Annotated in this window: 28 protein-coding genes and 1 tRNA gene; 9 read left to right on the forward strand and 20 right to left on the reverse strand. The window is 59.8% G+C overall.

From position 1 onward, the window contains the following. Window positions 1–2 precede the first annotated feature (2 nt). The 9 genes from SynA1524_RS05845 to SynA1524_RS05885 form a co-directional block, all read right to left on the reverse strand. Window positions 3–1,412: a TldD/PmbA family protein gene (locus tag SynA1524_RS05845; RefSeq protein WP_186499347.1), complete on the reverse strand. Its 1,410-nt coding sequence runs from the start codon at window positions 1,410–1,412 to the stop codon at window positions 3–5. 3 nt (window positions 1,413–1,415) lie between these two features. After that, complete coding sequence (gene acsF, locus SynA1524_RS05850; RefSeq protein WP_186499348.1) at window positions 1,416–2,486, reverse strand: magnesium-protoporphyrin IX monomethyl ester (oxidative) cyclase; 1,071 nt, start codon at window positions 2,484–2,486, stop codon at window positions 1,416–1,418. Window positions 2,487–2,543: 57 nt separating this feature from the next. After that, entirely contained in the window at window positions 2,544–2,984 is a 441-nt protein-coding gene (locus SynA1524_RS05855; RefSeq protein ID WP_186499349.1) for a DUF2996 domain-containing protein, read from the reverse strand. Window positions 2,985–3,029: 45 nt separating this feature from the next. After that, entirely contained in the window at window positions 3,030–3,500 is a 471-nt protein-coding gene (locus SynA1524_RS05860; protein ID WP_186499350.1) for a hypothetical protein, read from the reverse strand. Continuing rightward, window positions 3,497–4,105, reverse strand: a complete 609-nt coding sequence (locus SynA1524_RS05865; RefSeq protein WP_186499351.1) for a flavin prenyltransferase UbiX — start codon at window positions 4,103–4,105, stop codon at window positions 3,497–3,499. Before SynA1524_RS05865 ends, SynA1524_RS05860 begins: the two co-directional genes overlap by 4 nt. A gap of 2 nt (window positions 4,106–4,107) precedes the next feature. After that, window positions 4,108–6,435: an RNB domain-containing ribonuclease gene (locus tag SynA1524_RS05870; protein ID WP_186499537.1), complete on the reverse strand. Its 2,328-nt coding sequence runs from the start codon at window positions 6,433–6,435 to the stop codon at window positions 4,108–4,110. Window positions 6,436–6,530: 95 nt separating this feature from the next. After that, on the reverse strand, window positions 6,531–6,839 hold the full coding sequence (locus SynA1524_RS05875) for a TMEM165/GDT1 family protein (protein WP_186499352.1): 309 nt from the start codon (window positions 6,837–6,839) through the stop codon (window positions 6,531–6,533). Window positions 6,840–6,842: 3 nt separating this feature from the next. Further along, entirely contained in the window at window positions 6,843–7,175 is a 333-nt protein-coding gene (locus tag SynA1524_RS05880) for a TMEM165/GDT1 family protein (RefSeq protein WP_186499353.1), read from the reverse strand. Beyond that, window positions 7,168–7,533, reverse strand: coding sequence for a YkgJ family cysteine cluster protein (locus tag SynA1524_RS05885; protein WP_186499354.1), 366 nt, complete (start codon window positions 7,531–7,533; stop codon window positions 7,168–7,170). Before SynA1524_RS05885 ends, SynA1524_RS05880 begins: the two co-directional genes overlap by 8 nt. Before the next feature lie 108 nt (window positions 7,534–7,641). Between SynA1524_RS05885 and psb30 the strand changes: the two genes are divergently transcribed. Then, window positions 7,642–7,749 (forward strand): photosystem II reaction center protein Ycf12/Psb30, encoded by a 108-nt coding sequence (gene psb30, locus SynA1524_RS05890; protein ID WP_006041509.1) that lies wholly within the window; start codon window positions 7,642–7,644, stop codon window positions 7,747–7,749. Window positions 7,750–7,754: 5 nt separating this feature from the next. On the opposite strand, the gene recJ is transcribed toward psb30, so the two are convergent. Next, window positions 7,755–9,659 (reverse strand): single-stranded-DNA-specific exonuclease RecJ, encoded by a 1,905-nt coding sequence (recJ, locus tag SynA1524_RS05895; RefSeq protein ID WP_186499355.1) that lies wholly within the window; start codon window positions 9,657–9,659, stop codon window positions 7,755–7,757. A 33-nt stretch (window positions 9,660–9,692) separates the two neighbouring features. Here recJ and SynA1524_RS05900 point away from each other — a divergent pair, with 33 nt between their 5' ends. The 3 genes from SynA1524_RS05900 to SynA1524_RS05910 are packed head-to-tail and all read left to right on the forward strand — an operon-like array spanning window position 9,693 to window position 11,756. Beyond that, on the forward strand, window positions 9,693–10,445 hold the full coding sequence (locus SynA1524_RS05900; RefSeq protein ID WP_186499356.1) for an HAD-IA family hydrolase: 753 nt from the start codon (window positions 9,693–9,695) through the stop codon (window positions 10,443–10,445). Then, the gene (locus SynA1524_RS05905) at window positions 10,442–10,780 is read left to right on the forward strand and encodes a DUF565 domain-containing protein (RefSeq protein WP_186499357.1); all 339 of its coding nucleotides are present in this window, start codon (window positions 10,442–10,444) and stop codon (window positions 10,778–10,780) included. Before SynA1524_RS05900 ends, SynA1524_RS05905 begins: the two co-directional genes overlap by 4 nt. After that, window positions 10,770–11,756 carry a phosphoribulokinase gene (locus SynA1524_RS05910; RefSeq protein WP_286188708.1) on the forward strand — a complete coding sequence of 329 codons (987 nt, stop codon included), beginning with the start codon at window positions 10,770–10,772 and terminating at the stop codon, window positions 11,754–11,756. The genes SynA1524_RS05905 and SynA1524_RS05910 overlap by 11 nt, the downstream gene beginning before the upstream one ends. Here SynA1524_RS05910 and rpmF read toward each other — a convergent pair. Beyond that, window positions 11,720–11,896 (reverse strand): 50S ribosomal protein L32, encoded by a 177-nt coding sequence (gene rpmF / locus SynA1524_RS05915; RefSeq protein WP_011128075.1) that lies wholly within the window; start codon window positions 11,894–11,896, stop codon window positions 11,720–11,722. The genes SynA1524_RS05910 and rpmF overlap by 37 nt on opposite strands. 26 nt (window positions 11,897–11,922) lie before the next feature. On the opposite strand from rpmF, the gene ftsH reads away from it, so the two are divergent. Further along, complete coding sequence (gene ftsH, locus SynA1524_RS05920; protein ID WP_286188709.1) at window positions 11,923–13,770, forward strand: ATP-dependent zinc metalloprotease FtsH; 1,848 nt, start codon at window positions 11,923–11,925, stop codon at window positions 13,768–13,770. Beyond that, window positions 13,767–16,487 carry a UPF0182 family protein gene (locus SynA1524_RS05925; protein WP_186499359.1) on the forward strand — a complete coding sequence of 907 codons (2,721 nt, stop codon included), beginning with the start codon at window positions 13,767–13,769 and terminating at the stop codon, window positions 16,485–16,487. The genes ftsH and SynA1524_RS05925 overlap by 4 nt, the downstream gene beginning before the upstream one ends. A gap of 30 nt (window positions 16,488–16,517) precedes the next feature. Here SynA1524_RS05925 and SynA1524_RS05930 read toward each other — a convergent pair whose 3' ends face one another. Then, complete coding sequence (locus SynA1524_RS05930; RefSeq protein ID WP_186499360.1) at window positions 16,518–17,117, reverse strand: peroxiredoxin; 600 nt, start codon at window positions 17,115–17,117, stop codon at window positions 16,518–16,520. Between the two features lie 135 nt (window positions 17,118–17,252). Between SynA1524_RS05930 and SynA1524_RS05935 the strand changes: the two genes are divergently transcribed. Then, window positions 17,253–17,528, forward strand: coding sequence for a hypothetical protein (locus SynA1524_RS05935; RefSeq protein ID WP_353616581.1), 276 nt, complete (start codon window positions 17,253–17,255; stop codon window positions 17,526–17,528). 63 nt (window positions 17,529–17,591) lie between these two features. Then, a tRNA-Met gene (locus tag SynA1524_RS05940) sits at window positions 17,592–17,665 on the forward strand. 83 nt (window positions 17,666–17,748) lie between these two features. Here the strand turns inward: SynA1524_RS05940 and SynA1524_RS05945 are convergent. The 6 genes from SynA1524_RS05945 to SynA1524_RS05970 form a co-directional block, all read right to left on the reverse strand. Then, window positions 17,749–18,789: a M23 family metallopeptidase gene (locus SynA1524_RS05945; protein ID WP_186499362.1), complete on the reverse strand. Its 1,041-nt coding sequence runs from the start codon at window positions 18,787–18,789 to the stop codon at window positions 17,749–17,751. 73 nt (window positions 18,790–18,862) lie between these two features. Next, window positions 18,863–19,363, reverse strand: a complete 501-nt coding sequence (locus tag SynA1524_RS05950) for a tRNA (cytidine(34)-2'-O)-methyltransferase (protein ID WP_186499363.1) — start codon at window positions 19,361–19,363, stop codon at window positions 18,863–18,865. Beyond that, window positions 19,360–19,914, reverse strand: a complete 555-nt coding sequence (locus SynA1524_RS05955; protein WP_186499364.1) for a bifunctional adenosylcobinamide kinase/adenosylcobinamide-phosphate guanylyltransferase — start codon at window positions 19,912–19,914, stop codon at window positions 19,360–19,362. The genes SynA1524_RS05950 and SynA1524_RS05955 overlap by 4 nt, the downstream gene beginning before the upstream one ends. Next, window positions 19,901–21,049 (reverse strand): proton extrusion protein PcxA, encoded by a 1,149-nt coding sequence (gene pxcA, locus SynA1524_RS05960; protein WP_186499365.1) that lies wholly within the window; start codon window positions 21,047–21,049, stop codon window positions 19,901–19,903. Before pxcA ends, SynA1524_RS05955 begins: the two co-directional genes overlap by 14 nt. 12 nt (window positions 21,050–21,061) lie before the next feature. After that, window positions 21,062–21,733 carry a photosystem II repair protein Psb32 gene (gene psb32 / locus SynA1524_RS05965; RefSeq protein WP_186499539.1) on the reverse strand — a complete coding sequence of 224 codons (672 nt, stop codon included), beginning with the start codon at window positions 21,731–21,733 and terminating at the stop codon, window positions 21,062–21,064. Window positions 21,734–21,770: 37 nt separating this feature from the next. Beyond that, on the reverse strand, window positions 21,771–22,178 hold the full coding sequence (locus SynA1524_RS05970) for a tellurite resistance TerB family protein (RefSeq protein ID WP_186499366.1): 408 nt from the start codon (window positions 22,176–22,178) through the stop codon (window positions 21,771–21,773). A 65-nt stretch (window positions 22,179–22,243) separates the two neighbouring features. Between SynA1524_RS05970 and SynA1524_RS05975 the strand changes: the two genes are divergently transcribed. After that, window positions 22,244–22,903, forward strand: a complete 660-nt coding sequence (locus SynA1524_RS05975) for a cofactor assembly of complex C subunit B (RefSeq protein WP_186499367.1) — start codon at window positions 22,244–22,246, stop codon at window positions 22,901–22,903. Here SynA1524_RS05975 and lptC read toward each other — a convergent pair. Next, entirely contained in the window at window positions 22,845–23,996 is a 1,152-nt protein-coding gene (lptC, locus tag SynA1524_RS05980) for an LPS export ABC transporter periplasmic protein LptC (protein WP_186499368.1), read from the reverse strand. The genes SynA1524_RS05975 and lptC overlap by 59 nt on opposite strands. A 3-nt stretch (window positions 23,997–23,999) precedes the next feature. Further along, window positions 24,000–25,544 carry a methionine--tRNA ligase gene (gene metG / locus SynA1524_RS05985; protein ID WP_186499540.1) on the reverse strand — a complete coding sequence of 515 codons (1,545 nt, stop codon included), beginning with the start codon at window positions 25,542–25,544 and terminating at the stop codon, window positions 24,000–24,002. Window positions 25,545–25,569: the final 25 nt, after the last annotated feature.

Below are 25,569 nucleotides of genomic sequence, written 5' to 3' on the forward strand. Positions count from 1 at the left end.
GGTCAGCGACCTCCCACCGTGATCGAATCCACCTTGATGTGGGGTTGACCGACGGTGACGAAAATGCTGCCGCTCACGGAGCCGCAGTAACCAGCGGCAAGATCCAGATCATCGGCACACATCGAAATCCGAGGCATCACGTCCTTGGCATCACCGATCAGCGTTGCTCCCTTCACCGGGCGGGTGAGATTTCCGTTTTCGATCAGGTAGCCCTCCTCCACAGAGAAGTTGAACTGACCGGTGGGGCCCACACTGCCGCCACCCATCGACTTGCAGTAGAGACCCCGTTCCACAGAGGCGATCAGGTCGTTGGGATTGTGCGGCCCTGCATCGATGTAAGTGTTCCGCATCCGGCTGGCGGCGGCGAAGGCATGGCTCTGACGCCGACCGCTGCCCGTGCGCTGATGACCTGTGCGCAGTTCACCGGCGCGATCACTGATGAAACGCTGCAGTACGCCTTCCTTGATCAGCACTGTGCGCTGGGGCTCCATCCCCTCGTCATCCATGGACAGCGACCCGAAGGCACCACTGCTCAAACCTTCATCTATGGCAGTGACGGCTGGATGGGCAATCAGCTCACCCACCTGCTCCGCGAAGGGTGTCGTGCCCCGTTCGATCTGGGTGGTTTCCAACAGATGTCCGCAGGCTTCGTGGAAGATCACACCACCAAAACGGTTGGCCAGGACCACGGGCATCTGTCCGGCTTCCACATAGTCGGCACGAAGCATGGTGCCGGCGCTCTCGCAGACTTCAGCAGCGCTGCTTTCCACATTCCAGGTGAAGAGATCATCGGGGCGATCAGTGCTGCCGTAGCGACGACCCACGCTTGAGCGATGGTCCCCATCTGCCGCCAAGACGGACAGACCCGTCGACTGATGCAGACGAATATCACGGGCGAATGTGCCATCGGAGGCCGCCACCAGAACCTCCTGCCAATCCCGTGCGTAGCTGCCGCGACGCACCTGAAGGTGCTGGCCAAGCCGTTCAAGCTGGGATGTTCCCTCCAGCAAACGGGAACTGGCATCACGCATCGTTGGGCATTGCTGCAGCCAACTGGTTTTCTCGAGGGCGTAATCCTTGAGAGCTCCGAGGCCTTCAAACGATGAACTGCCGGCCAGACCGTTGGCTTCCAGGTTGAGCATGGCCAGCGCCTGATCCAACGCCCGGGTCAAGCCGTCCACGCTCAGGTCATTGGTGCTGACGAATCCATCCCATCCGTTGAGAAACACACGGATGCCAGCCCCACGGGCAAAGGTGGGATTGACGCTGGTGATTCGCTCCTGCTCAGCCAGGAGACCGAGGTGATCGGTGTGTTCCAGGAACACTTCCACCAGGTCAGCTCCGGCGCCGCTGCCGCGCTGCAGCAGGGCCTGAAGGGTGGAACTCCAGGCTTGGGAAAAGGATTCAGTCAATGATCAACGCACGGCGGGCTGAAACTTGGCGCTGTCGATCGGAGACATCAGGAACAAATTGGCCATTTCGGCACCATTGCTGATCCAGCGGGGAAGCTTCTTAAGGAGCTTCAGGGGAGCAGGGCTGGAGCTCCGATCTGCAGCCTCGAGAGCTGCGTTGTTCTCCACTAGACGTTCCAAACGTGTCCAAAATTTGGGATTGTTCACATCGAGAACAACGGGGAACACCCGGGCTGTTGTTTCGTTGGTTTTTTCGATCACCATCTTGTCGTAGGTGCGTGCATCGAGTCCGAGTGCTTCGTAGAACTCCTTGCGGGCCACATCACGCACGTACATGGTGGCGAACACGGCAAGCAGGAAGAAGCGGCACCACAGCTTCGCGATCGGACCACGCACCGTGTCGGGCTGAGACTTCATCAGGGCATCAAAGAAGTCGCCGTGACGGTTCTCGTCCTGACACCAATTCTCGAAGTAGTTGAAGATCGGGAAGATCTTGCTCTCGGGATTCTTCTCAAGGTGGCGGTAAATGGCGATGTAGCGCCAGTAGCCGATCTTCTCGGATAAATAGGTGGCGTAGAAGATGAATTTGGGTTGGAAGAAGGTGTAGTCCTTGTTCGCGGTGAGGAAGCCGAGATCCAGCTGCATGCCGAAATCACTCATTGCCTTGTTGAGGAATCCGGCATGGCGGGCTTCATCCCGTGCCATGTGGGCAAAGCATTCAGCCAGCAGGGGATTTTGCTGCTTGATACGACGGCTCAGTTCCTTGTAAAGAAGAAAACCAGAGAATTCCGACGTGCAGCTCTGTTCCAGGAATTCAACGAAGACCCGACGGGTCTCGGGGTCAAGTTTGTCTGCAGCACCGTCAAAGTCGTCGTTGCGAACGAAGTGATGGCGGTTGTAATCCTTGCGGAATTCCTCGCAGATGGCCTCCAGTTCTGCCTCATTGGGACGAAGATCCATGGCAGCCATGGCATCAAAGTCCGTGGTGTAAAACCGCGGTGTGAGGATCGTGTCCTTAACAGGATCCTTCGTTGCAACGGCGTTGGCTTCTGCGACGGCGGTAGGCGGGACCATCGGCTCCGATTTCACGTGCAGACCAATGTAGGGCTGACAGTGCGGGGTTCGAGCTGATCAGTTACGTCCGAGCCATTTCTGGCCATTCAGCCGTTGCAGTAGGCGTGACACCAGCAGCGGCAGCGACATCCGCTTTTCGTCGATCAGGAACGATTCCAGCAGGGTCGGTTTACTGCCGGCTTCAGCCAAGGCGATCAGCTTGGGACTGGCGATGTCGGCGTCGCCGAAGCAGAGCCAGAAGCGCCTGCCGCCTGGCAGCTCACCAACCACCATCGGACAGCTTCCCCCGACCACGGGGCGGTCCCCCTCAACCCGCTCCAGACGATCAGCCTGGATGCCGTTGTCCTCGAGCTGCTTGCTCACCGCAGGGATGAACAGAGTGTCGATGAACTCCGGAAAGGGCTTGTCTTCAGGTTTCGGGGGTTTCGGCTTTGGCTTGGGGGCCGCTTTTGTGACCTCTGGGGCTGCAGCAGAGGCCGAATCGGGAGTGTCGCTCACCGGGTCCTGATTTCTGCGTGAACTGTAGTCAGCGTTGGTCGCGTCTCACCAATCAAGATCCGGATCAAGTCCCCAGCCATCTGAGCTTGATGGGGTTGGATCAACCGCTTGCGATGGAGGGGAGGGTTCTGATGGGGTGGCTCGTTTCTCGGAGTGCGGTTTCTGAACAATCCTGTAAGGAACGGCCACGGTTGGGGCTGGTTCGCGCACATCCCGTTGGGGCGGTGGTGTGACCACCTCACGCAACTCCGGTTCAGGTCTGGGTCGCTCCAGCGGTTGATGCCGTTGTCGTCGAAGCGGTGGGGTGTTTGGTTTTAGCAACAGAACTGAGACAGCGCTGAGTCCAGCTCCTGTCAGCCCGGCCAGGGCTGTCCAGGCGCCTACAGGGAGGGGTGGCGACCGCCAGATCAGCAACTGCAGACGAGTGTTGCCGGAGCTGTTGAAGGCTGATGCCAGCAGCACTGCCGCCAACGGCGCCAGGCATGGCACGAGCAACCAGCGCTGGAGGGAGCTCATTTGATCGGTCCAGTCCAGCGCCGCAGGGGAGCCAGATCATCCTCGAATCCGTCGAGCAGACGAATCACGATGAAGTCGACCATCTCCTCGAGGGTTCTGGGTTGGGTGTACCAGGCAGGAATCGGCGCGGCGATGCGTGCGCCGGCTTCCGCCAGCGCCGTGAGATTGCGCAGGTGAATCAGGTTGAAGGGCATCTCACGGGGAGCGATCAGCAGCGGGCGCCCTTCCTTGAGGTGCACGTCAGCGCAGCGTTCGATCAGATCCATCGCAACGCCGGCCTGGATCCGCCCCACCGTTCCCATGCTGCAGGGAACGATCAACATGCCACTGGTGCGAAAGCTTCCGCTGGCGATGCCGACACTCTGGTCATTCCAGCGATGGCAGAACAGCTCTCCTTCGCTGCAATTCAGACGCTCACGCCAGAAGCTGACCTGACGCTCGGGATTCACTGGCACCTGCACACCCTGCTCCGCCTGGAACACCGCATAGGCGCCTCTGCTCAGCACCAGATGGACACTGCGACCTGCCTGCAGGAGGAGCTGAAGGGTGCGTTCGGCCAGCGGCTGGGCGGAGGCACCTGTGACAGCCAGCACATAGGGGTGCATGGTCAGTTTCCGCTGAGGGTCACGGCCATCGGCTGCTCAGGGCTTTCGACGGTGCTGCTGTCTGCGTTGCTGTCACCCTGATCTGCTGTCGGCTCTGGAATCACCTCGAGGTCGATCTGATTGCGGAGTACGTCCACCTTGATCACCCGTACAAGCACCTGGTCACCCAGCTGATACACCCGTCGGTTCTTGCGGCCGACCAGGCGGTTCTGCCTCGAGCGGTATTCGTACCAGTCATCGTTGAGAGAGCTGACGTGAACAAGTCCCTCAACGCGGGTCTCTCCCACCTCCACAAAAAAGCCATAGCTCTGCACGCCGCTCACATGACCTGCGGCTTCCTGACCTACCAGCGGTTCCGCAGATCTGGCCTGGACCATGGCCAGCAAATCCCGCTGAAGCTCCAGCACCTGACGCCGCCGGCTGTTGAGCCGTTGAACCAGGCGCTGACTCACGATGGTGGTGAGTTTTTCTTCCTGTGCGCCTGTGAACAAGGACCACTGGAGATCATCAGCACAGCCACGTCGACCCAGATTGAGCCGCTCCTTCTGACGGACATTGGGACGGTCCTTACCGTCGCTCAGCAACATCTGAATGACCTGCTGGTTGGCCAGCTGGGCGTAGCTCAATGATCCGCAGCACCAGGGTGTGAGTGCTGCGTTCGCATCGGTGGTTTCGTCGTCGCTGGTCTGCGGTGTCTTGAGTTCGGCCTGAAATTGCGGTTGGGCCAATGCATGGCTCAGTTGCTGCTCCAGCACCCGACGCTGGTCGGACTCCGCAAAGACCGTGATCAATTCCTGCGCCGCAGGGCTTCCGTCGTCATCCAGTTCGAGGGGGAGATCAAGGGCAACAGCGGTCTTCGCCACATCGGTGACCATCGTGGCATCGGGCTCGCTGCTGATCCAGGCGATTCCCGGGAGCTGGAGTGCGGCGCGGTGTTGTCCCCAGGCGCGATCGGCGGCCCGCAGCAGCGGTTGAAGAATGGAATTCGGATCGGTGCGATCGATCACATCGGTCCAACGGTGCGCTTGACCACTGGGATCGGCCCAGCGCAGATCCCCCAGCGCGTCAATCTGTGGGGGACGTAAGTCGAGGGCCACGGCTCCTGCGGATTGCTCATGGCCCATCAGGCAGTCGGCGCAGAACATCAGGGTCTCCAGCTGCCCAAGCTGATCTTTGATCGGTTTCAACGCCGCGGGGATGCTGCGCGACTTGGGTTTGCGCTCTGCCAGGGCCCGGAGCTGCGCGGTGCTGATGTCGGCGACCGGACGGATGGTGCTGAGCATGAACTCCCAGTCCGTCAGATGGCCATTGGCATCAATGTCGAGTCGCACCGTCAGGGCGTCGCTGGATTCGCCCGCCTTGAGCCGGCAGGCCTTCGTGAGAGCGGGAGTCAGCAGCGGTTGCCAGTCCTCCCCCAGACAAATGGCATCAGCTTGATCCCTGATCCAGAGATCAAGACTGTTGCCCTGGCCAAAGCGTTCCGCAACCGACGGTGCATGCAGCCAAAGGCGACAACCGCCTTCTCTTGCTTCCACATACACCGCGGGCAGGGGAGGGGCATCCCGGTGCTGCCAGCTGCAGAGCAACAGCGATGGCTGGTCAGTCAGGTCGGTCCGCCCTTTGCTTGGTGGGGATTTGACGGAGGCACGCGGTGCCGCAGGCCGTTCGTGCAAACCGGCTTTGGTCAGCAACAAATCGCGGTCGGCTGCTGGTCCGGCATTCAGAGGCAGGGGACGGGCCACATGCCCCTGAGCTGGATGCTGGGCGATTGGATAACGATCGATCTTGACCTCGACCACGGTCGTTGCTGATTCCTCCGATACGTGCACTTCCGCGTCTGCGGGGAGCACGATGCTGGTGAGCATGCGGTCATCCAACGGTGCCGCCACCAGCCGCTCCTGCTGCCGTTCAACCTGGGCCAGCAATGACTGGGTGCTGCGTTCGAGAATGCATTGAACACCGCCTTCCGGAGATCGTCGTCGACCGCCTTCCCGGGTCACGCGGACCAGGACGCGATCGCCATTCCAGGCGTGATTCAGCTGATGGTCGCGGATGTAAACGTCATCTCCTCCGTCATCCCGGATGGCAAAGCAAAAGCCTTTGCTGCTGCAACGCAGCCGCGCGTCAATCAAATCCTCAGATTGATCGCGCACCAGGCCTTCGTCTCCCTGACGGCTGAGGACACCGAGCTTGCTCAACCCGTCAACGGCCAAGTCCAGACGTTCTTTGTCAGCTTTGTTGGACAGCTTGAGGATCTTGGCCAGCGTGGTCTGGGGAACCGGCTGGTCGTAGGAGAGCTGATCCAGGAGGTCAGCGACCGAGAACTTCATGGTGGGTGGATCGAATCCGGCCTTCATGGCCGGGAGAAGTTCAGAGCGGCCAAAGGGAAGCCAGGCCGTGCAGAGAGCTCTGAAACAAGTTCACTTTATGAGTCGACCAGGTCGTCCTCAGCACTCCCATCGCTGTTGCGACGCAGCAGCAGCTGGGATCCGATGATCAGAAAGCCAACAGCTGCCACCAGCTGCAGCCATTCCGTTGGGATCAGGCTGGCGATCGATCCGCCGGCCATCGCGCCCAAGAGGCTGGCCAGAACAAGGGCGGATGATGAGCCGATAAACACAGCCAGCGGCCTGTCGGAGGTTCCGCTCAGAGCCACCGTTGCCAGCTGGGTTTTGTCCCCCAGTTCGGCCAGGAACACGGTGAGAAATGTCGAGATAAGAAGCGAAAGATCCATCTTTCAGGCTCCGGTTGTCTCCAACAGCAACGTCTGAATTGCCTGTGCCCCCAGCCAAAGCCCCAGGGCCACCATGAGAAGGCCGGCCATGGTTTCCAGTCGCTCTGGTGGAAGAGTGCGAGCCAGCCACTGACCCAGAAGCACGCCGACCAGGCTTGAGCAGATCAGGGCCAGGGCGGCTCCGAGAAACACAAGCCAGGGCGATCCGGACTGAGCCGAGAGGAGCAGTGTCGCCAGCTGGGTCTTGTCTCCCAGTTCGGCGATGAACACCGTGCTGAAGGTGCTGAACACCACGGCCGCAAAACCAGGGCGGCTTGATACCTTGATCTCAGTCATCGGAACGGCGTTGGGCGCGGTTGAACCTACGCAGCTCCCGGCTGCGACCGCCATACACCGATCGAATTTGCTGTTGGCAGCATCCGATGGCGAAGGCATCCAGTTGGTTCGGTTCAACACCGAACAGCAGATCCATGTTCCGGACCCGGCAGAAGCGGGGCCGTTCGTCGTAGATCCGGCAGCGTCGGCCACCGCTGTCGTAGTGGATGCACCAGCCGTCCTCCCCCACCATCGCCAAGTAGGTGGCCTGCTCTTTCTCGTTGAGGGCTTCGAGGGCTTCGGGACGTTCCTCTGGTGCCAGGCGGCAGCAGGCTCCGCACTGGGAGATGCACTTCCATTGAAGAGGCTGGCTGCTCATGGCTGCAGCTGTGACAAGCCGTCACAGTGGGTCCATGCCGCAAGGCGACTCTGAGCAAAGGCCCCGTAATCTGTTGGCTGATCCGAAACGTGTGAGCGCTTCATCGCTATGGGCATCGACTTCCACCTGATCGCCAATTTCGGCGCCCTTGCGTTGATCACCCTGGCTGGTCCTGCTGTGATCTTCATCCTCTTCTACCGACGCGGAGCCCTCTGAGGTTTTTAAGCCCTTAATCCAAGGGCCAGGGCAGCTTCCTCTAAAAGGGTCTGGATCCTTGAGTGGCTTGCACGTTGGTCTTTGCAAGTCACCGTCTGATCCTTGGTGATGGAAGCTTCAAGGCGATCTCCACCGGCGTTGGTCAAACCAAAGGCGACTGCGTTGTCAGCACCCAATTTGCTGCTTGCCAGATAGCTCCGTTCGCCGCAGCTGAGCCTCACGGTGTCCGTGTGCTCTCGTATGGCCTTGAGTTCGAGTTGGAGCCGGCGCTCCCCCCGCCAGACGTTGAGTTTCAGTTCGTAGGCAACATCGACCCGCTCCGGCATCGGACTCAGCGGTGAGCATCGCCATGCCACAGCACGCCGTTGGTGTGTCCCCTGCTGCAGGGTCACCGCCAGGTGGCCACCGTTCAGGGTTCGCCAGTCCGCCACATGGCATCCCCGGGACCAAAACAGGGGTGTTGGATGCCCCACACCATGGGGGGTCAATGTTTCAAGGGCAGCCCAGAGATCCCAGTTGATCTCGTTCAGCTTCAAGCAGGCCTCAGGGCGAACCGGTCGTCCTGCCCCCTCCTGATCCAGCCACGGTTGCGTGAGCTGATTCAGGCGGTCATGCAAGGTGTGCACCTGACTGGCCTTCACCGTGAATCCACCCGCCGCCGGGTGGCCTCCGAACCGCTCCAGCAGATCCGCGCAGGCTGTTAAGGCCTTGTCAACGGCGAAACCCTGGGGCGCCCGTGCTGAGGCTCTCAACAGACCCTCACCATCGCCGGCCAGCAGTGCCACAGGGCGGTGGTAACGCTCCATCAGTCGTGCGGCGACAATGCCGATCACCCCGTGATGCCAGTGGCTCTGGGCCAACAAAAGAAACGGTGGAATCAGCCCCTCAGCATCCGATTCCACCAGGGCAGTGGCTTCCGCTTCGATGGCATCGCAGAGATCCCGTCGCTGACGATTGAGATCGTCACAGCGGCGCGCCAAAGCCATTGTTTTGCCCGGATCTGATTCGGTGAGCAGGTCCACCACCAGCACTGGATCACCGAGTCGTCCGACCGCATTGATCCTCGGGGCGAGTTGAAAACCGATGTCCTCGGCGGTTAAGGGCGTCTCGCCCAGTCCCGCCAGACGCTGCAGTGCCATGACCCCTTCACAACGGCTGCGGTGCAGGGTCGTCAGTCCTTCTAGCAACCAACGTCGGTTAGCTCCGGTCAGCGGTGCCATGTCGGCCACAGTGCCGATGCAGAACAGGTCGCGGGCCACCTGAATCGCATCCATTCGCCCCAGCCGTTCGGCAACGCTGCTGGCGAGCACATAGGCCAGCCCCACACCGGCAAGACCTCTGTATGGAGATGCTTCCGGGGTGGTGGCTGGATGCAGCAGTGCGGTCATCCATGGACGCGGTTCCGGAATGGTGTGGTGATCGGTCACGATCACGTCCATCGATAGCGTTCTGGCCCGTTGGAGGGCCTCCACCGCCGCCACTCCGTTGTCCACGGTGACCAGCAGTCGGATGCCTTGGCCATGTAGGCGATCGACCATCGCAGGATTGAGGCCATAGCCCTCCTCCATCCGGGAGGGGATCGCCGGCTCCGCCTTGGCGCCGAGTGGTTGCAAGGCTCTCAACAGAAGAGCTGTGCTGGTCATGCCATCGGCGTCGTAATCGCCGCAGACCGCCAGGGCTTCACCCTGTCCACAGGCCCGGCAGATGCGTTCAACCGCCACCTCCAGATCTGGAAAATGTCCGCAAGGGTCGGGCAACTCCCGTGGTGCGATCAGTTCAGCGACATCCGCTTCGCTCAATCCCCGACGAAGCAGCAGGGTCCTCAGGGCCAGTGGTAACGGCAGTTGATGCAGCGGGCAGGCATCCACAACAGCCGGCAGCACCCAGGTATGCGGTGAGGTGGCACTCATGAATCAGCATTGTGCCCGTTCCGGACGGTGGCGATGACCTGGTTGAAGGGGGTGTTCTGGGATGTGGATGGGACCCTGGCCAACACGGAGATGGAGGGACATCGTCCCGCCTTCAACCGTGCCTTCGCCGACCTTGGTCTTGCGATCAACTGGGAGCCGGAGTTGTACGCCGATTTGCTGTCCATTCCCGGTGGGATGAGGAGGGTGCGTTGGTACGCCAGCACCAGGGGCATCAGCCTCACCGAGGATCAGCTCAATGCGATCCGCGACCGCAAACGGTTTCACTACACGGCACTGGCCAGATCAGGTGCCGTGTCGCTTCGGCCAGGGGTCCATCGGCTTCTCGAGCAGTTCAACAAGGCCGGGATCCGTCAATGGATCGTGACCTCAAGTAGGTTGGCTTCCGTGGCGGCCCTGCTGGACAGCACTCCGGATCTCAGGACGATGTTCCAGGGCGTCGTCACCTCAGATGACGTGGAGGAAGGGAAACCATCACCACAGGGGTATTGCTGTGCACTGAATCGCTCGGGCCTTTCGGTGGACCGGGCGATCGCGATCGAAGATTCAGAAGCCGGACTGGCGGCCGCGCTGGCAGCAGGCCTTCGCTGTCTGCTGACTCCTTCGCCCTGGGACCACGGTCTGAAGGAGCGTTTCAGCGAGGCCATCGCTGCCTTTGATCATCTCGGCGAGGCGGGTGATGCTGCACCACAGTTCAGCGGTCCCCCTTGCCGCGATGGGATGGTGACGCTGGAGTACCTGCAAACCCTTGGACCGACATCGGGATGAGCTCCCTGCAGCAGACGCGGCTCTCCCGTGTGCAGAACCGCTTCGGACGCAGCCTGGAGGAGGGTTTTGCCGGTCCGTGGTGGCGCCGCAGTCTGCTGATCATCAGCTTGCTGGGGGGCTTTCTGCTCGGCAGCAGCTTGACGGAGCATCTGGCGAATGCCGTTGGTTTCCGCACGATTTCGGCGCTTACAACGTTGATCGCCTGTGAACTGCTGGTGCTGCTGCGGCGACGGGTCGTGACGTCACCGATGGCGTTCCAGTGGCGTCTGTTGGACCACCTGCGCATCGGGTTTGTCTACGCCGTTGTTCTGGAGGCGTTCAAGGTTGGATCCTGACGGGCAACGCGATCTTCCAGTCGTCGATCAGCAGCGTCTGCTGCACCACCTCGGTGTGGCCGACCCCATGGCCTGGGAGCAGCAGTGGCGAGGCAGCGGGCTGTTTGAGACCACGTTGGATCTCTGGCCAGCCAGTGCCTCTCCCGACTGGCTCTGGTGCCTTGGATTGCCTCTTCTCACAGAAGCTGCGAGGGATCAAACCCAGCGACATCTGATCGGGTTGAGCGCCCTGCCTGGATGTGGCAAAACCACCCTTGGCCACTGGCTTGAACGGGCCGCCCAGCAGCTTGGTCTCCCCCTTCAGGTGGTCTCGATCGATGACTTCTACTTTGATGCGGAGCGGCTGGAGCAGGCGATGCGTGGCAACCCCTGGGGTGTGCCCCGTGCTCTACCTGGCAGTCATGACCTCCCCCTGCTCTGCCAGACCTTGAGCCGCTGGAAACGTGGCGAGCATGTGGACTTGCCGCAATTCGACAAATCCCTACGACAAGGTCGTGGGGATCGCTGCGGCTGGCGCAGCTGTTCGGCGCAGATTCTGGTGCTGGAGGGTTGGTTTGTCGGTTGCCAACCGTTGTTGCCAGGCGAGTCGATTGAGCATGGCTGTGAGCATCTATCCCCGCCGATTCGTCCAGACGAACTGGCCTCACGGGAAGCCGTGCAGGAGGTGCTCGGCAGCTATCGCCCGGTTTGGACTCAGCTGGACCATCTTTGGCAGATCAAGGCTCAGGACATTCGTTCCCCCCAGATCTGGAAGCAACAGCAGGAAGATCAGATGCTGCGGGAGCAAGGCGTTGCTCTCGACAATAAGACTCTCCTGGGCTTCATCCGCATGATCCTTACGGCAATTCCGCAGCAAAGTTTTGATCGGATTGACGCTGATGTGCGGGTGGACGTCGATCCGGAGCGTCGGCTTCGCCAACTCCGGATCCGTCGTCAATCTCAGGACTCTTCGTCGTCGGCTTCACGCACGGGGTAGACGAAGCCCTGGGCGCGTCCACTGAGAACAGATTTTCCGATGGACATCGCTCGCTGAGCAGCCACGGCAGCCTTTCCTTTCCATGTGGCACTGCGCTGGTTGCGCTTGGCCTTTGAGGTTTTCTTCTTCGGGACGGCCATTGCGCCTGGTCAACTCCAAACGGGAATTGTCCGTTGTCAGGACGCCTTGCGTCAAATCGCTAAGGTCAAGGCAATTCAATGTTGTTGTGACTTCAGGATCGGAAGGGTCGGAGAAAACGTCGTCTCCTCAATCGTTACCGAGCTTGTTCGGAGAGAAACCGAAGTCCGTCAGTTATTCGAGCTTGCTGGAACAGATCCGCAACGGTGACGTCAGCACGCTTGAAATGGTTCCAGCACGCCGTGAAGTTCGGGTGACCTACCCCGATGGAACCAAATCCACCGTCAGCATTTTTGTTAACGATCAGCAGATTCTCAGGGCCGCCGAGGCTTCGGCCACACCTCTCACGGTGCGAGATATCCGTGGTGAACAGGCCATGGCCGGTCTGCTGGGGAACCTTGGACTCGTCCTGCTCCTGGTGGTGGGGCTGTCGTTCCTGTTGCGTCGATCCGCCCAGATGGCCAACCGTGCCCTTGGTTTCGGCCGCAGTCAGCCACGGCTGAAGCCCCAGGAGGATCTTCAGGTTCGCTTTGAGGACGTTGCCGGCATCAACGACGCCAAGGAGGAGCTGGAGGAGGTGGTCACCTTCCTCAAGCAGCCGGAGACGTTCACCGGTCTTGGCGCCAAGATTCCCCGTGGCGTGCTGCTCGTGGGTCCCCCCGGCACTGGAAAAACACTTCTAGCCCGTGCCATCGCTGGTGAAGCGGGGGTGCCGTTCTTTTCGATGGCAGCCTCGGAATTCGTTGAGTTGTTTGTCGGGGTCGGCGCCAGTCGGGTCCGTGATCTGTTCCGTCAGGCGAAGGAGAAGTCCCCCTGCATCGTGTTCATTGATGAGATTGACGCCGTCGGTCGTCAGCGCGGTGCCGGTATCGGTGGAGGGAATGACGAACGGGAGCAGACGCTGAACCAGCTGCTCACGGAAATGGATGGTTTCGCTGACAACTCTGGAGTGATTCTTCTGGCAGCTACCAACCGATCTGATGTGTTGGATGCAGCCCTCACCCGTCCAGGTCGCTTTGATCGGCGCATCGACGTGTCGCTGCCGGATCGCCGCGGCCGTGAGGCGATTCTTGGTGTTCATGCGCGAACGCGACCGCTGGATCCCGAGATCGATCTGGCGGCATGGGCTCGCCGGACACCGGGTTTCTCCGGTGCTGAACTGGCCAACCTGATCAACGAGGCGGCCATCCTCACGGCCCGTGAACAGCAACCCTTCATCAGCGATCGCCAGCTGGAAGGGGCCTTGGAACGCATCACCATGGGCCTCATTGCCAAGCCCCTTCAGGACAGTGCCAAAAAACGACTGATCGCTTATCACGAGGTCGGTCATGCCCTGGTGGCAGCCCTGCTGCCGGCTGCCAACAAATTGGACAAGGTCACGATTCTTCCCAGGGGAGCGGCAGGTGGTTACACCCGTTTCATGCCGGATGAGGAGAAGCTGGACTCGGGCCTGATCACCCGAGCGTCCTGTCTGGCCGACCTCGTGGTTTCTCTCGGCGGCCGTGCCGCGGAGCTGGTGGTCTTTGGACCACTGGAGATCACCCAAGGAGCCAGCGGTGATCTGCAGATGGTGGCCCAGTTGGCCAGGGAGATGGTCACGCGGTTCGGGTTTTCGTCTCTAGGCCCTGTGGCCCTGGAAGGTCCCGGCACCGAGGTGTTCCTGGGGCGTGACTGGTTCAGTCAGCGCCCCGGTTATGCCGAAAGCACCGGTCAGGCCATTGACACCCGTGTGCGGGATCTTGCCAAGCAATCGTTGGCCCAGGCCGTGTCCCTGCTGGAATCACGACGCGAGGTGATGGATCTTCTCGTCGATGCCCTGATGGAGGAGGAGACGCTCCACCACGATCGTTTCATGGAGCTCGCCGGACTGGGATGAGGATCCTTCTGCTGCTGCTTCTGCTGGTGCTTCTGGCGGCCCGCATGCAGGTCGAATGGTCCTGGTTCCAGCAGTTTCAGCTGGAGGGTGTGCTTCTGGAACGCTGGCTGTTGCAGCTGGCCAGCGCTGTTGCAGCGTTACTCCCCATCGGTCTTGCCATTCGATGGAGTCGCTCGCTTGATCCATCTCCGGAAACCGCTTCAACAGTGCAGCTGGAGGGTTGGCGCTATTCCCTGACGCTGTTGCTGGCGATCGCCCTGCAATTGGTGAGCCTTGTCGTGATCAATGGTCTGATCCTGCTGGCCATCGATGACGCGATGAACCTGGCTAGTGGCTGGCAGGTGTCCATTCACCAGCCCCAGCTGCCAGTCCTGACGCTGATCAGTCTGGTGGCCATGCTGCAGCCCCGTCTCAGGCGTTGGCTTCCCTGGTTTGTCTCAATGGGAGTGGTGCTGATTGCGGCCAGAGCCTGGGGAGTCTGGGCCCTTGCCTGGTCAATCCCCCTGGCTGGATTGCAGGAGCCGTTCCTGAAGGCGGATGTCAGCTTTGCGTTGGGTCGCTTCGCAGCGCTTCAGCTGTTGATCGCACTACTGAGTTCCGGTGCTCTGTTTTGTCTGGGCCATGGCCTGCAGACCCTGTTGACCCGTCCGCCAGCTCTGAGTGATTGGAGTTGCTCGGTTCCCGGCCCCAGAAACCGCCGGTTGCTGCTGTTGATGGCAGCACTTGTTCTGGTGCTTCTGGCAGGCCAGTGCTGGTTGTCCAGACATGCTCTGCTCTGGCATCAGCACGGCATCGTGGCCGGGGCCGGTTGGCTTCAACAGGCGGTGACGGAACCGTTTCGGATGCTGCTCACCGTTGAACTTCTGCTGCTGGCACTGGCCGTGATGTTGCCTTCATCACTGCTCCTGCGCCAAAGGTTGCTGGTTGTTCTTGCTGTGACCCTTGCCCTGGAATTCAGCCTCACCCCCCTCAGCCGTTGGCTGATTCTTCGCCCGCAGGAGTTATCCCTTCAGACGCCTTATCTCGAGGAAGCGATTCGATCCACACGCCATGCCTTTCAACTCGATCGGATCACGCGGGGCTCGTACAAACCCGAACCCTCACTCACAAAGGCTGACCTTGTGCAAGGTGCCAGCACCCTGAGCAATCTCAGACTGTGGGACAGCGCTCCGCTGCTGGAAACCAACCGTCAGCTGCAGCAGCTGCGGGTGTACTACCGCTTCCCTCAGGCATCGGTCGATCGTTATCCGCTCTCACCCCAAGGGGATACCCCGCAACAGGTGATCCTTTCAGCACGGGAGCTGGATCAATCGGCTCTTCCGCGTCGTTCCCAGACCTGGCTGAACCGCCACTTTGTGTTCACTCACGGCTATGGCTTCACGGTGAGCCCGGTGAACACCCGCGGTGACGATGGTTTGCCGGAGTATTTCATCAGTGACCTGGGAACGGACACCAGGATTCAGGGCAATCGTGAGCTTGGGATTGAGCGCGAGGATGTGGAACGGGCCATTCCAGTGGAGGACGCGGCTCTCTACTTCGGCATGCTGCGATCGCCTTACGCCGTGGCACCCACCCGGGTCGATGAATTCGACTATCCCGAAGGGGACTTGAACGTTTACACCCATTACCGCGGCAGCGCTGGAGTTCCCATCGGTCATTGGCTTCAACGGGTGGCAGCGGCCACGTATCTCGGGGAACCACGGCTGCTGACAGCAGGATCCATCGACCATTCCTCCAAGCTTCTGATTCGCCGTGAAGTTAGGGAGCGCGTCCATGCCATTGCACCGTTTCTCGATCTTCGGGGCGATCCGTACCTGATTTCGATCCCTCAAGCCGGCCAGCCAACGTCTGCTTCCAATCAGCATCAGTATTGGGTAGTGGAGGGTTTTACCCACTCCTCCACCTATCCCTACAGCTCGTCAGTGTCAAACAGCGATTCCGATCGCTACTTGCGTAACTCTGTGAAGGCTGTGGTGGATGCTTACAACGGCAGCGTGCAGTTGTTTATTAGTGAGCCGGATGATCCATTGATCAGAGGCTGGGCTCAGGTGTTTCCACAGCTGTTCCAGCCTCTCGACGCAATACCGTCATCGACCCGCGATCACCTGCGGGTGCCGGAGGAATTATTTGATGTTCAGGTGAAACAACTCCAGCGCTATCACGTTGAAGATCCGCGCGTTTTTTACAGCGGAGACGACGTCTGGCAAGTGCCACTTGAGGTCTATGACGGTGAGCAGATTTCAGTTCGGCCATATCACATCACAGCCCAGGTTCAGGATCGCAGCAATTCTGAGTTTTTGCTCTTGCAACCCCTCACGCCGCTTGCGAGACCCAATCTCACCGCATGGCTGGCGGCGCGTAACGACGGCAAGCACTACGGCGATCTTGTTCAGATTGATTTTCCCAAGGACTCGCCGATTCTTGGCCCCGAACAGGTTCAGGCGCTGATCAATCAGGACCCTGAGATCAGCAAGGTGTTCGGACTTTGGGATCGTGGAGGATCTCAGGTGGTGCAAGGGAACCTGTTGGTGGTTCCCGTTGGCAAATGCCTGTTGTATGTGGAACCCGTTTATCTGCGGGCGAGCAAAGGAGGGCTGCCGTCGCTCACCAGGATTGTGGTGAGTGATGGGCGAACGATTGCCATGGCCGACACGCTTCCAGGTGCCATTGATCGACTGATGCAAAAAACCCTGCCGCCCGTGGCGACAGGGTCCTGAATGAGCAACGTTCGTTGAACGTCCTCTGAATCAACCGATGGCGGAGAAATACTCCTTTGAACCCTTGGGATCCTCCAGCATGGTGGCAGCACCGGGAGTCCAGTTGGCGGGGCACACCTCGTCAGGGTTGGACTGCACATACTGGAAGGCCTGCAGAAGACGCAGGGTCTCATCAACGTTGCGGCCCACGGGCAGGTTGTTGATGGTGGCGTGAACAATTACACCGTCAGGGTCGATCAGGTACAGGCCACGCAGTGCCTTGCCTTCGTCATCGAGGATGTTGAAAGCGGTGCCGATTTCCTTGTTGAGGTCAGCTACCAGGGGATAGTTGATGTCACCGATACCACCCTGGTTGCGGGGGGTCTGAATCCAGGCCAGGTGGCTGTACTTGCTGTCGACGGAAACGCCGAGGATTTCGCAGTTCTTGCTGGAGAAGTCGGCATAGCGGTCGCTGAAAGCCGTGATCTCAGTCGGGCAGACGAAGGTGAAATCCAGGGGATAGAAGAACAGCACCACGTACTTGCCGCGGTACTGGGACAGGGAGATTTCCTTGAATTCCTGGTCCACCACAGCGGTGGCGGTGAAATCGGGGGCCTGATGGCCCACACGCAGACAACCGGTGTCGGTCATGTTCGGGGTGCGGTGAGGTGGAACTTGTCAGCCGAACGCCTTAAGCGAAGTCGATACGACTACAAGTTTCGTATGTCAATTTATCACGAGCGCACATCAACGAAGCCATAAGATCCATGTATGAATGATCGATCGATGAGCTGGGATCCTTACCTGCTGCGTAAATACAGCTCCACAGGACATTTTCGGCTGCTCAATCAACTCAAGGGTGACCTCAGCAAGCGTCCCTTGGACCGCGATGCCTCATCGGGGGCTCTGCGAATGCCAGGGTCCGGCTCCAGAACCAGACGCCCCGCGGGGCAAGTCCCGCGCCGATCTGCGCAACCGGCGCCTGTCTCCGTGGTTGAACCCGTTAGCAACTCCGAGCCCAGCAGCTTCCGTGATCGACTCAGTGCCATCGACTTGCGCTGAATCCAATCTCACGCGAGGCAGGAAGGCCGAGATGTATGATGACGACTGGCTTGAAGGCCATTCGTCAGAGTAGCTCAGCTGGTTAGAGCACAGGATTCATAACCCTGAGGTCGGGAGTTCAAGTCTCCCCTCTGACATTCAAATTTCACTTGATCGAATCAAGTGAACCGCCATTGTGTCTTATCCGAATAGCTCTGATCTTGGTGGTCGCTAACCCTGCTCAGGCTTTTCGGGCTGGCAACTTGCTCAGCGGGTTTACAGCGGCACCACCGGAACGACGAATCTCGAAGTGAAGATGGGGACCGGTGCTACGTCCAGTGCTTCCCATCAACGAGATGCGTGTGCCCTGCGGAACAACCTGCCCCTTTGTGACCATCAGCCTGCTGTTGTGGGCGTAACGGGTCGACTCCCCATCTCCGTGAGCGATCTCCACGAGATAACCGTAAGCACCTCTCCAACCGGCGAAGGTGACTATGCCATCACGGGCTGAATGGACGGAGGTCCCAGTGCTGTTGGCGATGTCGATTCCCTTGTGCATTCGCCCCCAGCGCCAGCCATATCCCGACGTGAACACCCCTTTGGTCGGCCAGCTGTAGGTGGTTGAAGGTGAAACCTGTTGTGATGGTTTGGTGGTTGCCTGGGGTTTGGCAAGTTCTGGGCGTTTCGGCCAGCTGGCTCCGCCACTAACGGAGGGCCGAATTGCAAGCAGCTGTTGACCCGATGAGGCCTTGGCAACACGAACTGTGCTGCCGACGCTGAGTTCGGAAAGCGTTAGGCCTGGATTGAACCGTTTCAACTCCTCTTCATTGATCCCGTGGCGATCGAGGAAGGTGGCCAAGGAGTCACCCCGTTGCACGGACGCGATGGATTGGACCGGCGGAGGTGCAGTGATCGGTGGCTCATTGCGGAGAGAGTCAGCATCAACCCCAACCAGCATTGATGCGCGATTCTTGGCACCAGTAGGAATGGCGAACCAACTGCCGGAGCGGAACACATGGTTCTCCGGATGACCGTTGATCTCGGCGAGATCTGCCGAATCCAGGTCAAGGGAAGCCGCAAGACGGATCAAAGACGTGCGTTGACGCAATTGAAGCCAGTAAGAAGCCTCTACCGGGCTGTCGATGTTCTGGTCGATCAATGGGAGGGGCGGCAGCTCAGCCAAGGTGAAGGATCTGCTGTCAGCTTGTCCCGGCAGGGCTTGCCATCCGACCACGCTCAACAGCGAGGTGATGGATACAGCCAACACCAGAACCGAGCGCATTCCAACCCTCTAGTCGGGAGCACGTTATCGAAGCGAACATGGCCCTGCAAGGGCTGCTGGAGCAGTCCCCTGATCACCACATCTGAAGCTGGTGACCGGCTGTGTAAGCCACCAGGGCACAAGCCACTGACAAATTCAGGCTGCGAACCCCCCCTTGACCATCAGCGTCCACACCCCCGGGCATCGGGATGGTCAGGATGCGGTCACACTGATCACGCACATGTCCTGGGAGTCCGTTGTCTTCGCGGCCGAACAAGAGTAGATCACCTGGCTGAAATCGAAACTCGCCGAGGCTGTCACCTCCGTGGCGACTGCAGCCGATCAAGCGGTAAGGATGCGGCAGCTGATCCAGCAGATGGTCCAGGTTGGGGTGGTTTGAGATCTGCACGTGGGGCCAGTAATCAAGCCCCGCTCGCCGCACAGCGCGATCGTCGATGCAGAACCCGAGCGGTTCAATCAATGCCAGCGGCAACCGAAAGGCCGCACAGGTGCGAGCGATGTTGCCTGTGTTGGGGGGGATCTGGGGTTCGTAGAGGACAACCCGCAGGCTTGAGTTCGGCTCAGGGATGGTCATGGCACTCTCTGGCTGAGGGCATGCAGATCGACGGCCCGTCCCTGCAACACGAGCCAGGCTGAATCCGCTTGTCGATCGAGGATCTGGGCCAGGGATCCCAGGCGATCTCTAAAGCGACCGCCGATCCTCGTTGGAGGAACTACTCCCCATCCGGTCTCCTCAATGACCACCACGCAGGTCTGCCCCATACCGGTCAGCTGCTCCACCAGCGCCTCACAACAGTCATTCCAGGCCAGGTCAGAATCGTCCAGATGGCAGGCGACGAATCCCCCCAGAGCATCAATCAGGACGGACGATTGCTGGGGAATCGTCCGCAAGGCGGTGGTTAGATCAGCGTCTGACTCCAGCAAACGCCAGTGACTGGGACGTCGCCGGCGATGTAAGTCCAGACGAATCTGCCAGTCCTGATCGTCTGGTCGATCGGGAGCAGTTGCCACATAGGTGACAACGGCAGAGCCAGACAGCAAATGCTCAGCCCAGCGACTTTTTCCTCCTCTGGAGGGACCACTGACCAGGATGAGGTTGGACGTGTTCTGATCAGCCGCCACCATTCATCCCCTTGAGGGTCGCCACAGATGATGGGGAGACGCGGTTGAGGTACCGGAAGATCCAGTACTTGAAGATCGTCGCCAGGATCACCGGGAAGGTGGCGATGAACAACATGATGAAGTTCTCCTGGGTCGGCAGACCGAAGTGATGGGCGATTCCATCCAGGAGCACCGTCCAGCCTTCAGGGCTGTGGTAACCAACGAAGATATCTGTGAACAAGATGATGGCGAAAGCCTTGGCGGAGTCACTCAGTCCGTAAATCGCTTCATCAAGGAATCCACGCAGCACCCGCAGCTGATCGCGACTCACAAGGCAAACCACAACAAATGCCATCAGACCTGCCAGGTCAGCCAGCACGTTCTTGATCGCCTGAACACTTTCTTGATCAGCTTCCTGTTTAAGTTCCTGTGCCCTTTCCCTTAACTTGATCACCAACAGATCTGACGACAGCGGCTCCTGCCCTTTGAGAAGGGCATCGAATTCCAGCTCTTCTTTGTAAATCCGTAGTTTCTCCACGGCAACTTCCTCGAGCTGAGGTTTCGGGTAACTGAGGAACGAAAGATCGGGGGACAGACGCTCCACCGCTGGACCGACGATGTAAGTGTTCGACACCTGCTGGACCAACAGCGGTACCAACACCAACAGCAGAAGGATTCTCAGCGACGCCAGGGTTGAATCACGGCGACGGCGGAACCCTGCCACGACGGATTCTTCCGAAGATGGATCAAGTTGCCGACGGACTGAATCAAAGACGCCCAGCAGTGAGCGAGGTAGCAGTTCGGGGGCGGTGCTCATGCCGCTTTTGCTGGTCGAGCGCTTGCCGGCATAGCGGCTCACAACGGTCTCGATCAGCTGGAGTTGCCGCAGCTCCTGTGGATCCAGCTGCCCTCGGTTGGGTGACACGGTGGAAAGGCTGGACCGGCAGATCTGAAGGGCGGTGTGGAACCGCCGAAGGACCGTGGCCTGGACGGAACGGGGAACAGAGAGTTCCAGCTCCGGCCGAACTTTGCGGTCGGCGTAGAACTCCAGCTCGAGGCTTTGAATCAGAAGCGACGCCTCGTAGCCACGCTCCAACGCGTTGGTCAGGTTGTCGCCCTCACCCCGGGAGAACAGACCAATCCAGTTTCGCGTGGCCATCGGCTCAGGCGATCATCGGGAGAAAACCCACCAGGTCGCCATCGGGATGATGGTGCCCAGCACTAGCAGCACGATGATCCAGGTTGTGGCATTGCTGCTTTCTGTTTCCTCCTGGGTGGGAATGTTGGTGGGCAGGGTTGTGCGAACAATTTCTGCTGGTGGACCGGGATCCTCACCACCACCGAGGACGGTGCTCAAACGATTGATGCCATCGAGGGTGGCTTGCCGGTAGCGGTCTCCCTCCCTGAGGGGAACGCTCATGGTGGTTCGCGCCGTACTAGTCAACAACGTTTCGGGAAGCTGAGATTGCAGCTTGGGGTCGGCAGCAATGGAGGCCCGCTTGTTCTGGGTTTCGATCAGAAGTAACAGAAGTGGTTCCGAATCTTCAGACGACCACTGAGCCAGAAGCTCCTCACCAAAACTGTCGAGGTTCAAGCCGTAATCAAGCCGGCGCAGCGTCACGACACGGGCATCAACGCGATCAGCAGCGAGATCCTGCAGCCGAGCGTTGAGTTCCGAACGACTGGCCCGGCTGAACACCTCAGCATCATCCAGCACACGTTCGTCTGGACGACTGGCGCCCAGATCCACAGGCGAGATGGCCTGGACCGCTAGGGGACAGGCAAGAACAACAAAAAGGCCAATGGCCGCAACAACTTTGGCGAGTCGACGCAGGGAAGACATCAGACCATCCCGAACAACAATCTTGAGCAGTCTGCCGTCAGGCATCCAGGCTGTCGCGGTTCAGCGCTTCAATGGCGACCAGAATCGAAGCCGCTTCGCCTTCAGGTAGGGCCATCTGCTTCGACAGGCTTTCGAGGAACGCCGATTCTTCCTCGGTCACGGTGCGATCGGCGTGGGCGAGGTGTGCGGCCACGGCTAGGGCACTCTTCTGCTGGGGCAAGGTCAGAACAGGCAATGCCTCATCCACAAGCCAATTAACACCCTGATCTCGAAGACGGTGGAGCAGTTGGTCAAACAAATCCCCCATGTCAGCTTCAGAGCTGCTGCTGTACAGCGACCGATATTCCAGCTGTGCCCTCAGGGCATGGGCTTCATCACGTCCGAGGCTGCCGTCGCACGCCACGGCAGCAAGGGCAATCGCAGCAAAGGCTTCTGCGCTGTTCATGCGAATCAGGCATCACATCCACATTTGAGCAAGATGTGGCGGTTATGCCAGCCCAGAATGGCCTGATGCCCACTCCCGCACGCGTTGTTCTCGGCTGTGCGTTGGTGTTATTAGCGCTGACGCTGCTCAATGCCGGCCTGGCTGACTCGTTCACCCCTGAACTGGAACGGGCTGAAGTCCTCTGCGGGATGGCCGCTGTTGGACTGATGTTGGTGGCTGTGCTCTGGACCAGGGCCGATCCAACCCAGGCGAAACCTCGGCCACTTAGCGGTGAACAGGGTTTGCAGTTGGCTCGTGATTTGGACCAAACGATCAGGGAAGAGCTGGCCTGGGGAAGCCACATGCTGTTGACGGCGACACCGGCAGCCACCCTTCTGGTTTTTTGGCGTGATCAAGTCATCCTTCGCCGCGGATTGCTGGGCGACGGTGATGCAGCGTTTACACCCGGTCCAATCTGTCGACGTGCCATGGATCGCCAAACATCAATCAGTCTGGTCAACACAACCCTGTTCCCCGGTCGCCATGAATTTGATCCCGTTCTCGACAGCCTTCCGGCTGTGCTGATCGTGCCCCTGGCATCAGAAGGAGTGTTGATTCTCGGGGGGTGGTCTGAACGCTGCTTCAGTCAGGCCGATGAGCAATGGCTTGAAGGCTGGGGGGCACGGCTCAGAACGAAACTCGAGGCCGTGACGACGGAGGGGTGCTGCGGGATTGATCCGGCCTGAAGCGAATGCTGGATTGCACCCGTTGTCCAGTTGACCCAAAACGGACGCCTTCCTCTGATCCCAGTTGCCCCTCCATCCGTGGAGCCCTGGTCTCCTGGTCGGGATCCTGTCGCCTCAGCACCACATCCCCATCAGCCACCACACTGTTGGTCACCCAGTTCCAGCTGCAGCGATGGGCTTTCAAGTACTCCCCAGGCTGTGTCAGTTGACAGGCCTTGGAAATGATGACGGTCGTAGCCGTTTCGTCGATCACAAATCCGTCCCCTGTGGCGGTGGCGTCCTGGCGTTTGCCCTGGAACGGAGCGAAGGATCGGAGTTGTTGTTCAGCAAAGTTCCAGCGCGTGGTCCCCGCGTTGATGGCACCATCCTTCTGCTCCAGGCGAACGGGCTGAATCAGATCGAGGAAGCCTTGCTGGGTGTTGCCCTGCAGGGCAGATGCTGTGACGGTCAAGTCCTTGCTGCGCAGAGCGCGAACGGGGCCGCGCACCCCCAGTTCGCCCGTTTCCAGATTCCAACGGCCGTTGCTGGCTCTGATGTCGGTGTCTGGATCCACATCTGATTCTCGGCGTTGTGTCCAGCGCAGGAGTTGTGTCGGGCCCTCAAAACGAAGGATGTTGCTGGACTGAACCAAGGTCAGCCGTTCGGCCGTCAACCGCGAGGTTTCATCCAAAGCCTCCGGGTTCTGATCCATCACCATGCGATCTTCCGCGGGTCTCCAAACCAACCGATCCCCTCGGATCAGCACGGTTTGGTCTTGCAGTTGCTTGAGCTGCACCTTGCCTTCCAGGATCACCATTTCGCCGTCGTTCAGCACAGTGGCCAGTTCGGCACTGATGCGAAACGAAGGCTGATCGTCCTTGTAAAGAACGCCAGTGGGGCGTCGGGCGCGAACCGTGCGGCTCGATAGGTCATACCGCGCTTCAGGGCTGCTGAGATCCCAGTCCCTCTGGCCATCCTTGCGACGTTGGTTGAGGTCGAGGGAACGGAAGACGAAGGGCGGGGCGGAATCCTGTTGAGATGCCGGTTGCTGGGTGCAACTGATCAGACCGCTGCTCAGCAACAGTGCAGGGATCAGCAGCAGAGAACGATCCATCACTCAGAGGGACTCCTCGAGTTCGAGGCGCTGCATCACCGGAGATGGTTTGGGGAGAGACGCACCACTCACCAGGCCACCCCAGCTCAGCTGTTCGGTCCACCCATCGGGATTAATGCTGGTGCCGAGCTGCTCCAGGATTCGATTGCTCAAGTCCGGCAGCAGTGGATTGAGCAGCAGTCCCACAATCCGGGTGGCTTCCAGAACGGCATAGAGGTCATCGCCGACTTCGGATTCCAGGCCTGGTTGCTTCATCCGGCTCCAGGGCGCTGTGTCGTTGAGATGACCATTGGCTGCGATCGCCAGCTGGAGAACGGCTTCCGCTGCCGGCTTGAAGCCAAGCGACGGCATGGATGTCACAACCGTTGTAACGGCGGTGTTGGCCGTCGCGGCAAGGGGATGGTGGGGACCCACGGCATCGGTGTGGGGTGGAACAGCATCAGCGAACCATTTCCTGGCCATGGATGATGTGCGGTTGAGCAGGTTGCCGATGGTGTTGGCCAGGTCGTTGTTCACCACATCAACGAAGCGCTGCTGTTGAAAATCGCCGTCGTCCCCAAATTGGATGTCGCGCAGCAGATACCAACGAACGGCATCTGATCCGCAGCACTCGAGAAGATGTTCCGGGTCGAGCACATTGCCCAGCGACTTGCCCATCTTCAAGCCTTCCCGGGTGAGAAAGCCGTGGCCGAAGACGGACTTCGGCAGAGGCAGTCCTGCAGACATCAGCATCGCCGGCCAGAACACGGCATGGAAACGGAGGATGTCCTTGCCGATCACATGCACGGATGCCGGCCAGCCGCACTGCTCCAGACGCTCCAGCGCGACCGCCCCCCCGTCATCCAGCAGCGCTGTGAGGTAGCCCAGCAAGGCATCGAACCACACGTAAAAGGTGTGGCCCTCATGGCCTGGCACGGGCAGGCCCCAGCTCACATTCACCCGCGAGATTGAGAAGTCCCTCAGCCCCTGGGCGACGAAATTTCTTACCTCCTGGCGTCGGTTCGCCGGTTGGATGAAGTCGTCCCTTGCCACCAGCTCTTCGATCTGCGACTGGTAGTGGGAGAGGCGGAAGAACAGGTTCTCCTCATCCCGCCACTCCAGCGGCTTCTGGTGGATCGGGCAGCTGGGATCGACGGCCTCGGCTGGATCGTCTTTGTATTCCTCGCATCCGACGCAGTACCAACCGGTCTGCCGGCCGCTGATGACGTCCCCTGATGCTTTGACGCGGGCGAAGAACTGATCGACCAGCTGCAGATGACGGGGATCTGTGGTGCGAACGAAGCGGTCCTGACTGATCCCCCAGCGTGACCAGAGGTCGCGGTAGGTGCCACTGATGGAATCGCAGTGTTGTTGCGGGCTCAGCTGCCGGGCTTCAGCCGTTCGCTGGATCTTCTGTCCGTGCTCGTCAACACCGGTGACGAACATCACAGCGTTGCCGTTCAACCGCTGGAAGCGCGCCAGGGCGTCACAGGCCAGGGTTGTGTAGGTGCTGCCCAGGTGCGGCCGATCGTTGACGTAATAGAGCGGAGTCGTGAGGGTGTAGGGCATCGTTGGGTCCGGACCTCCGCCGCAC

It is taken from the genome of Synechococcus sp. A15-24 (genome assembly GCF_014280195.1).
Lineage (GTDB): Bacteria > Cyanobacteriota > Cyanobacteriia > PCC-6307 > Cyanobiaceae > Parasynechococcus.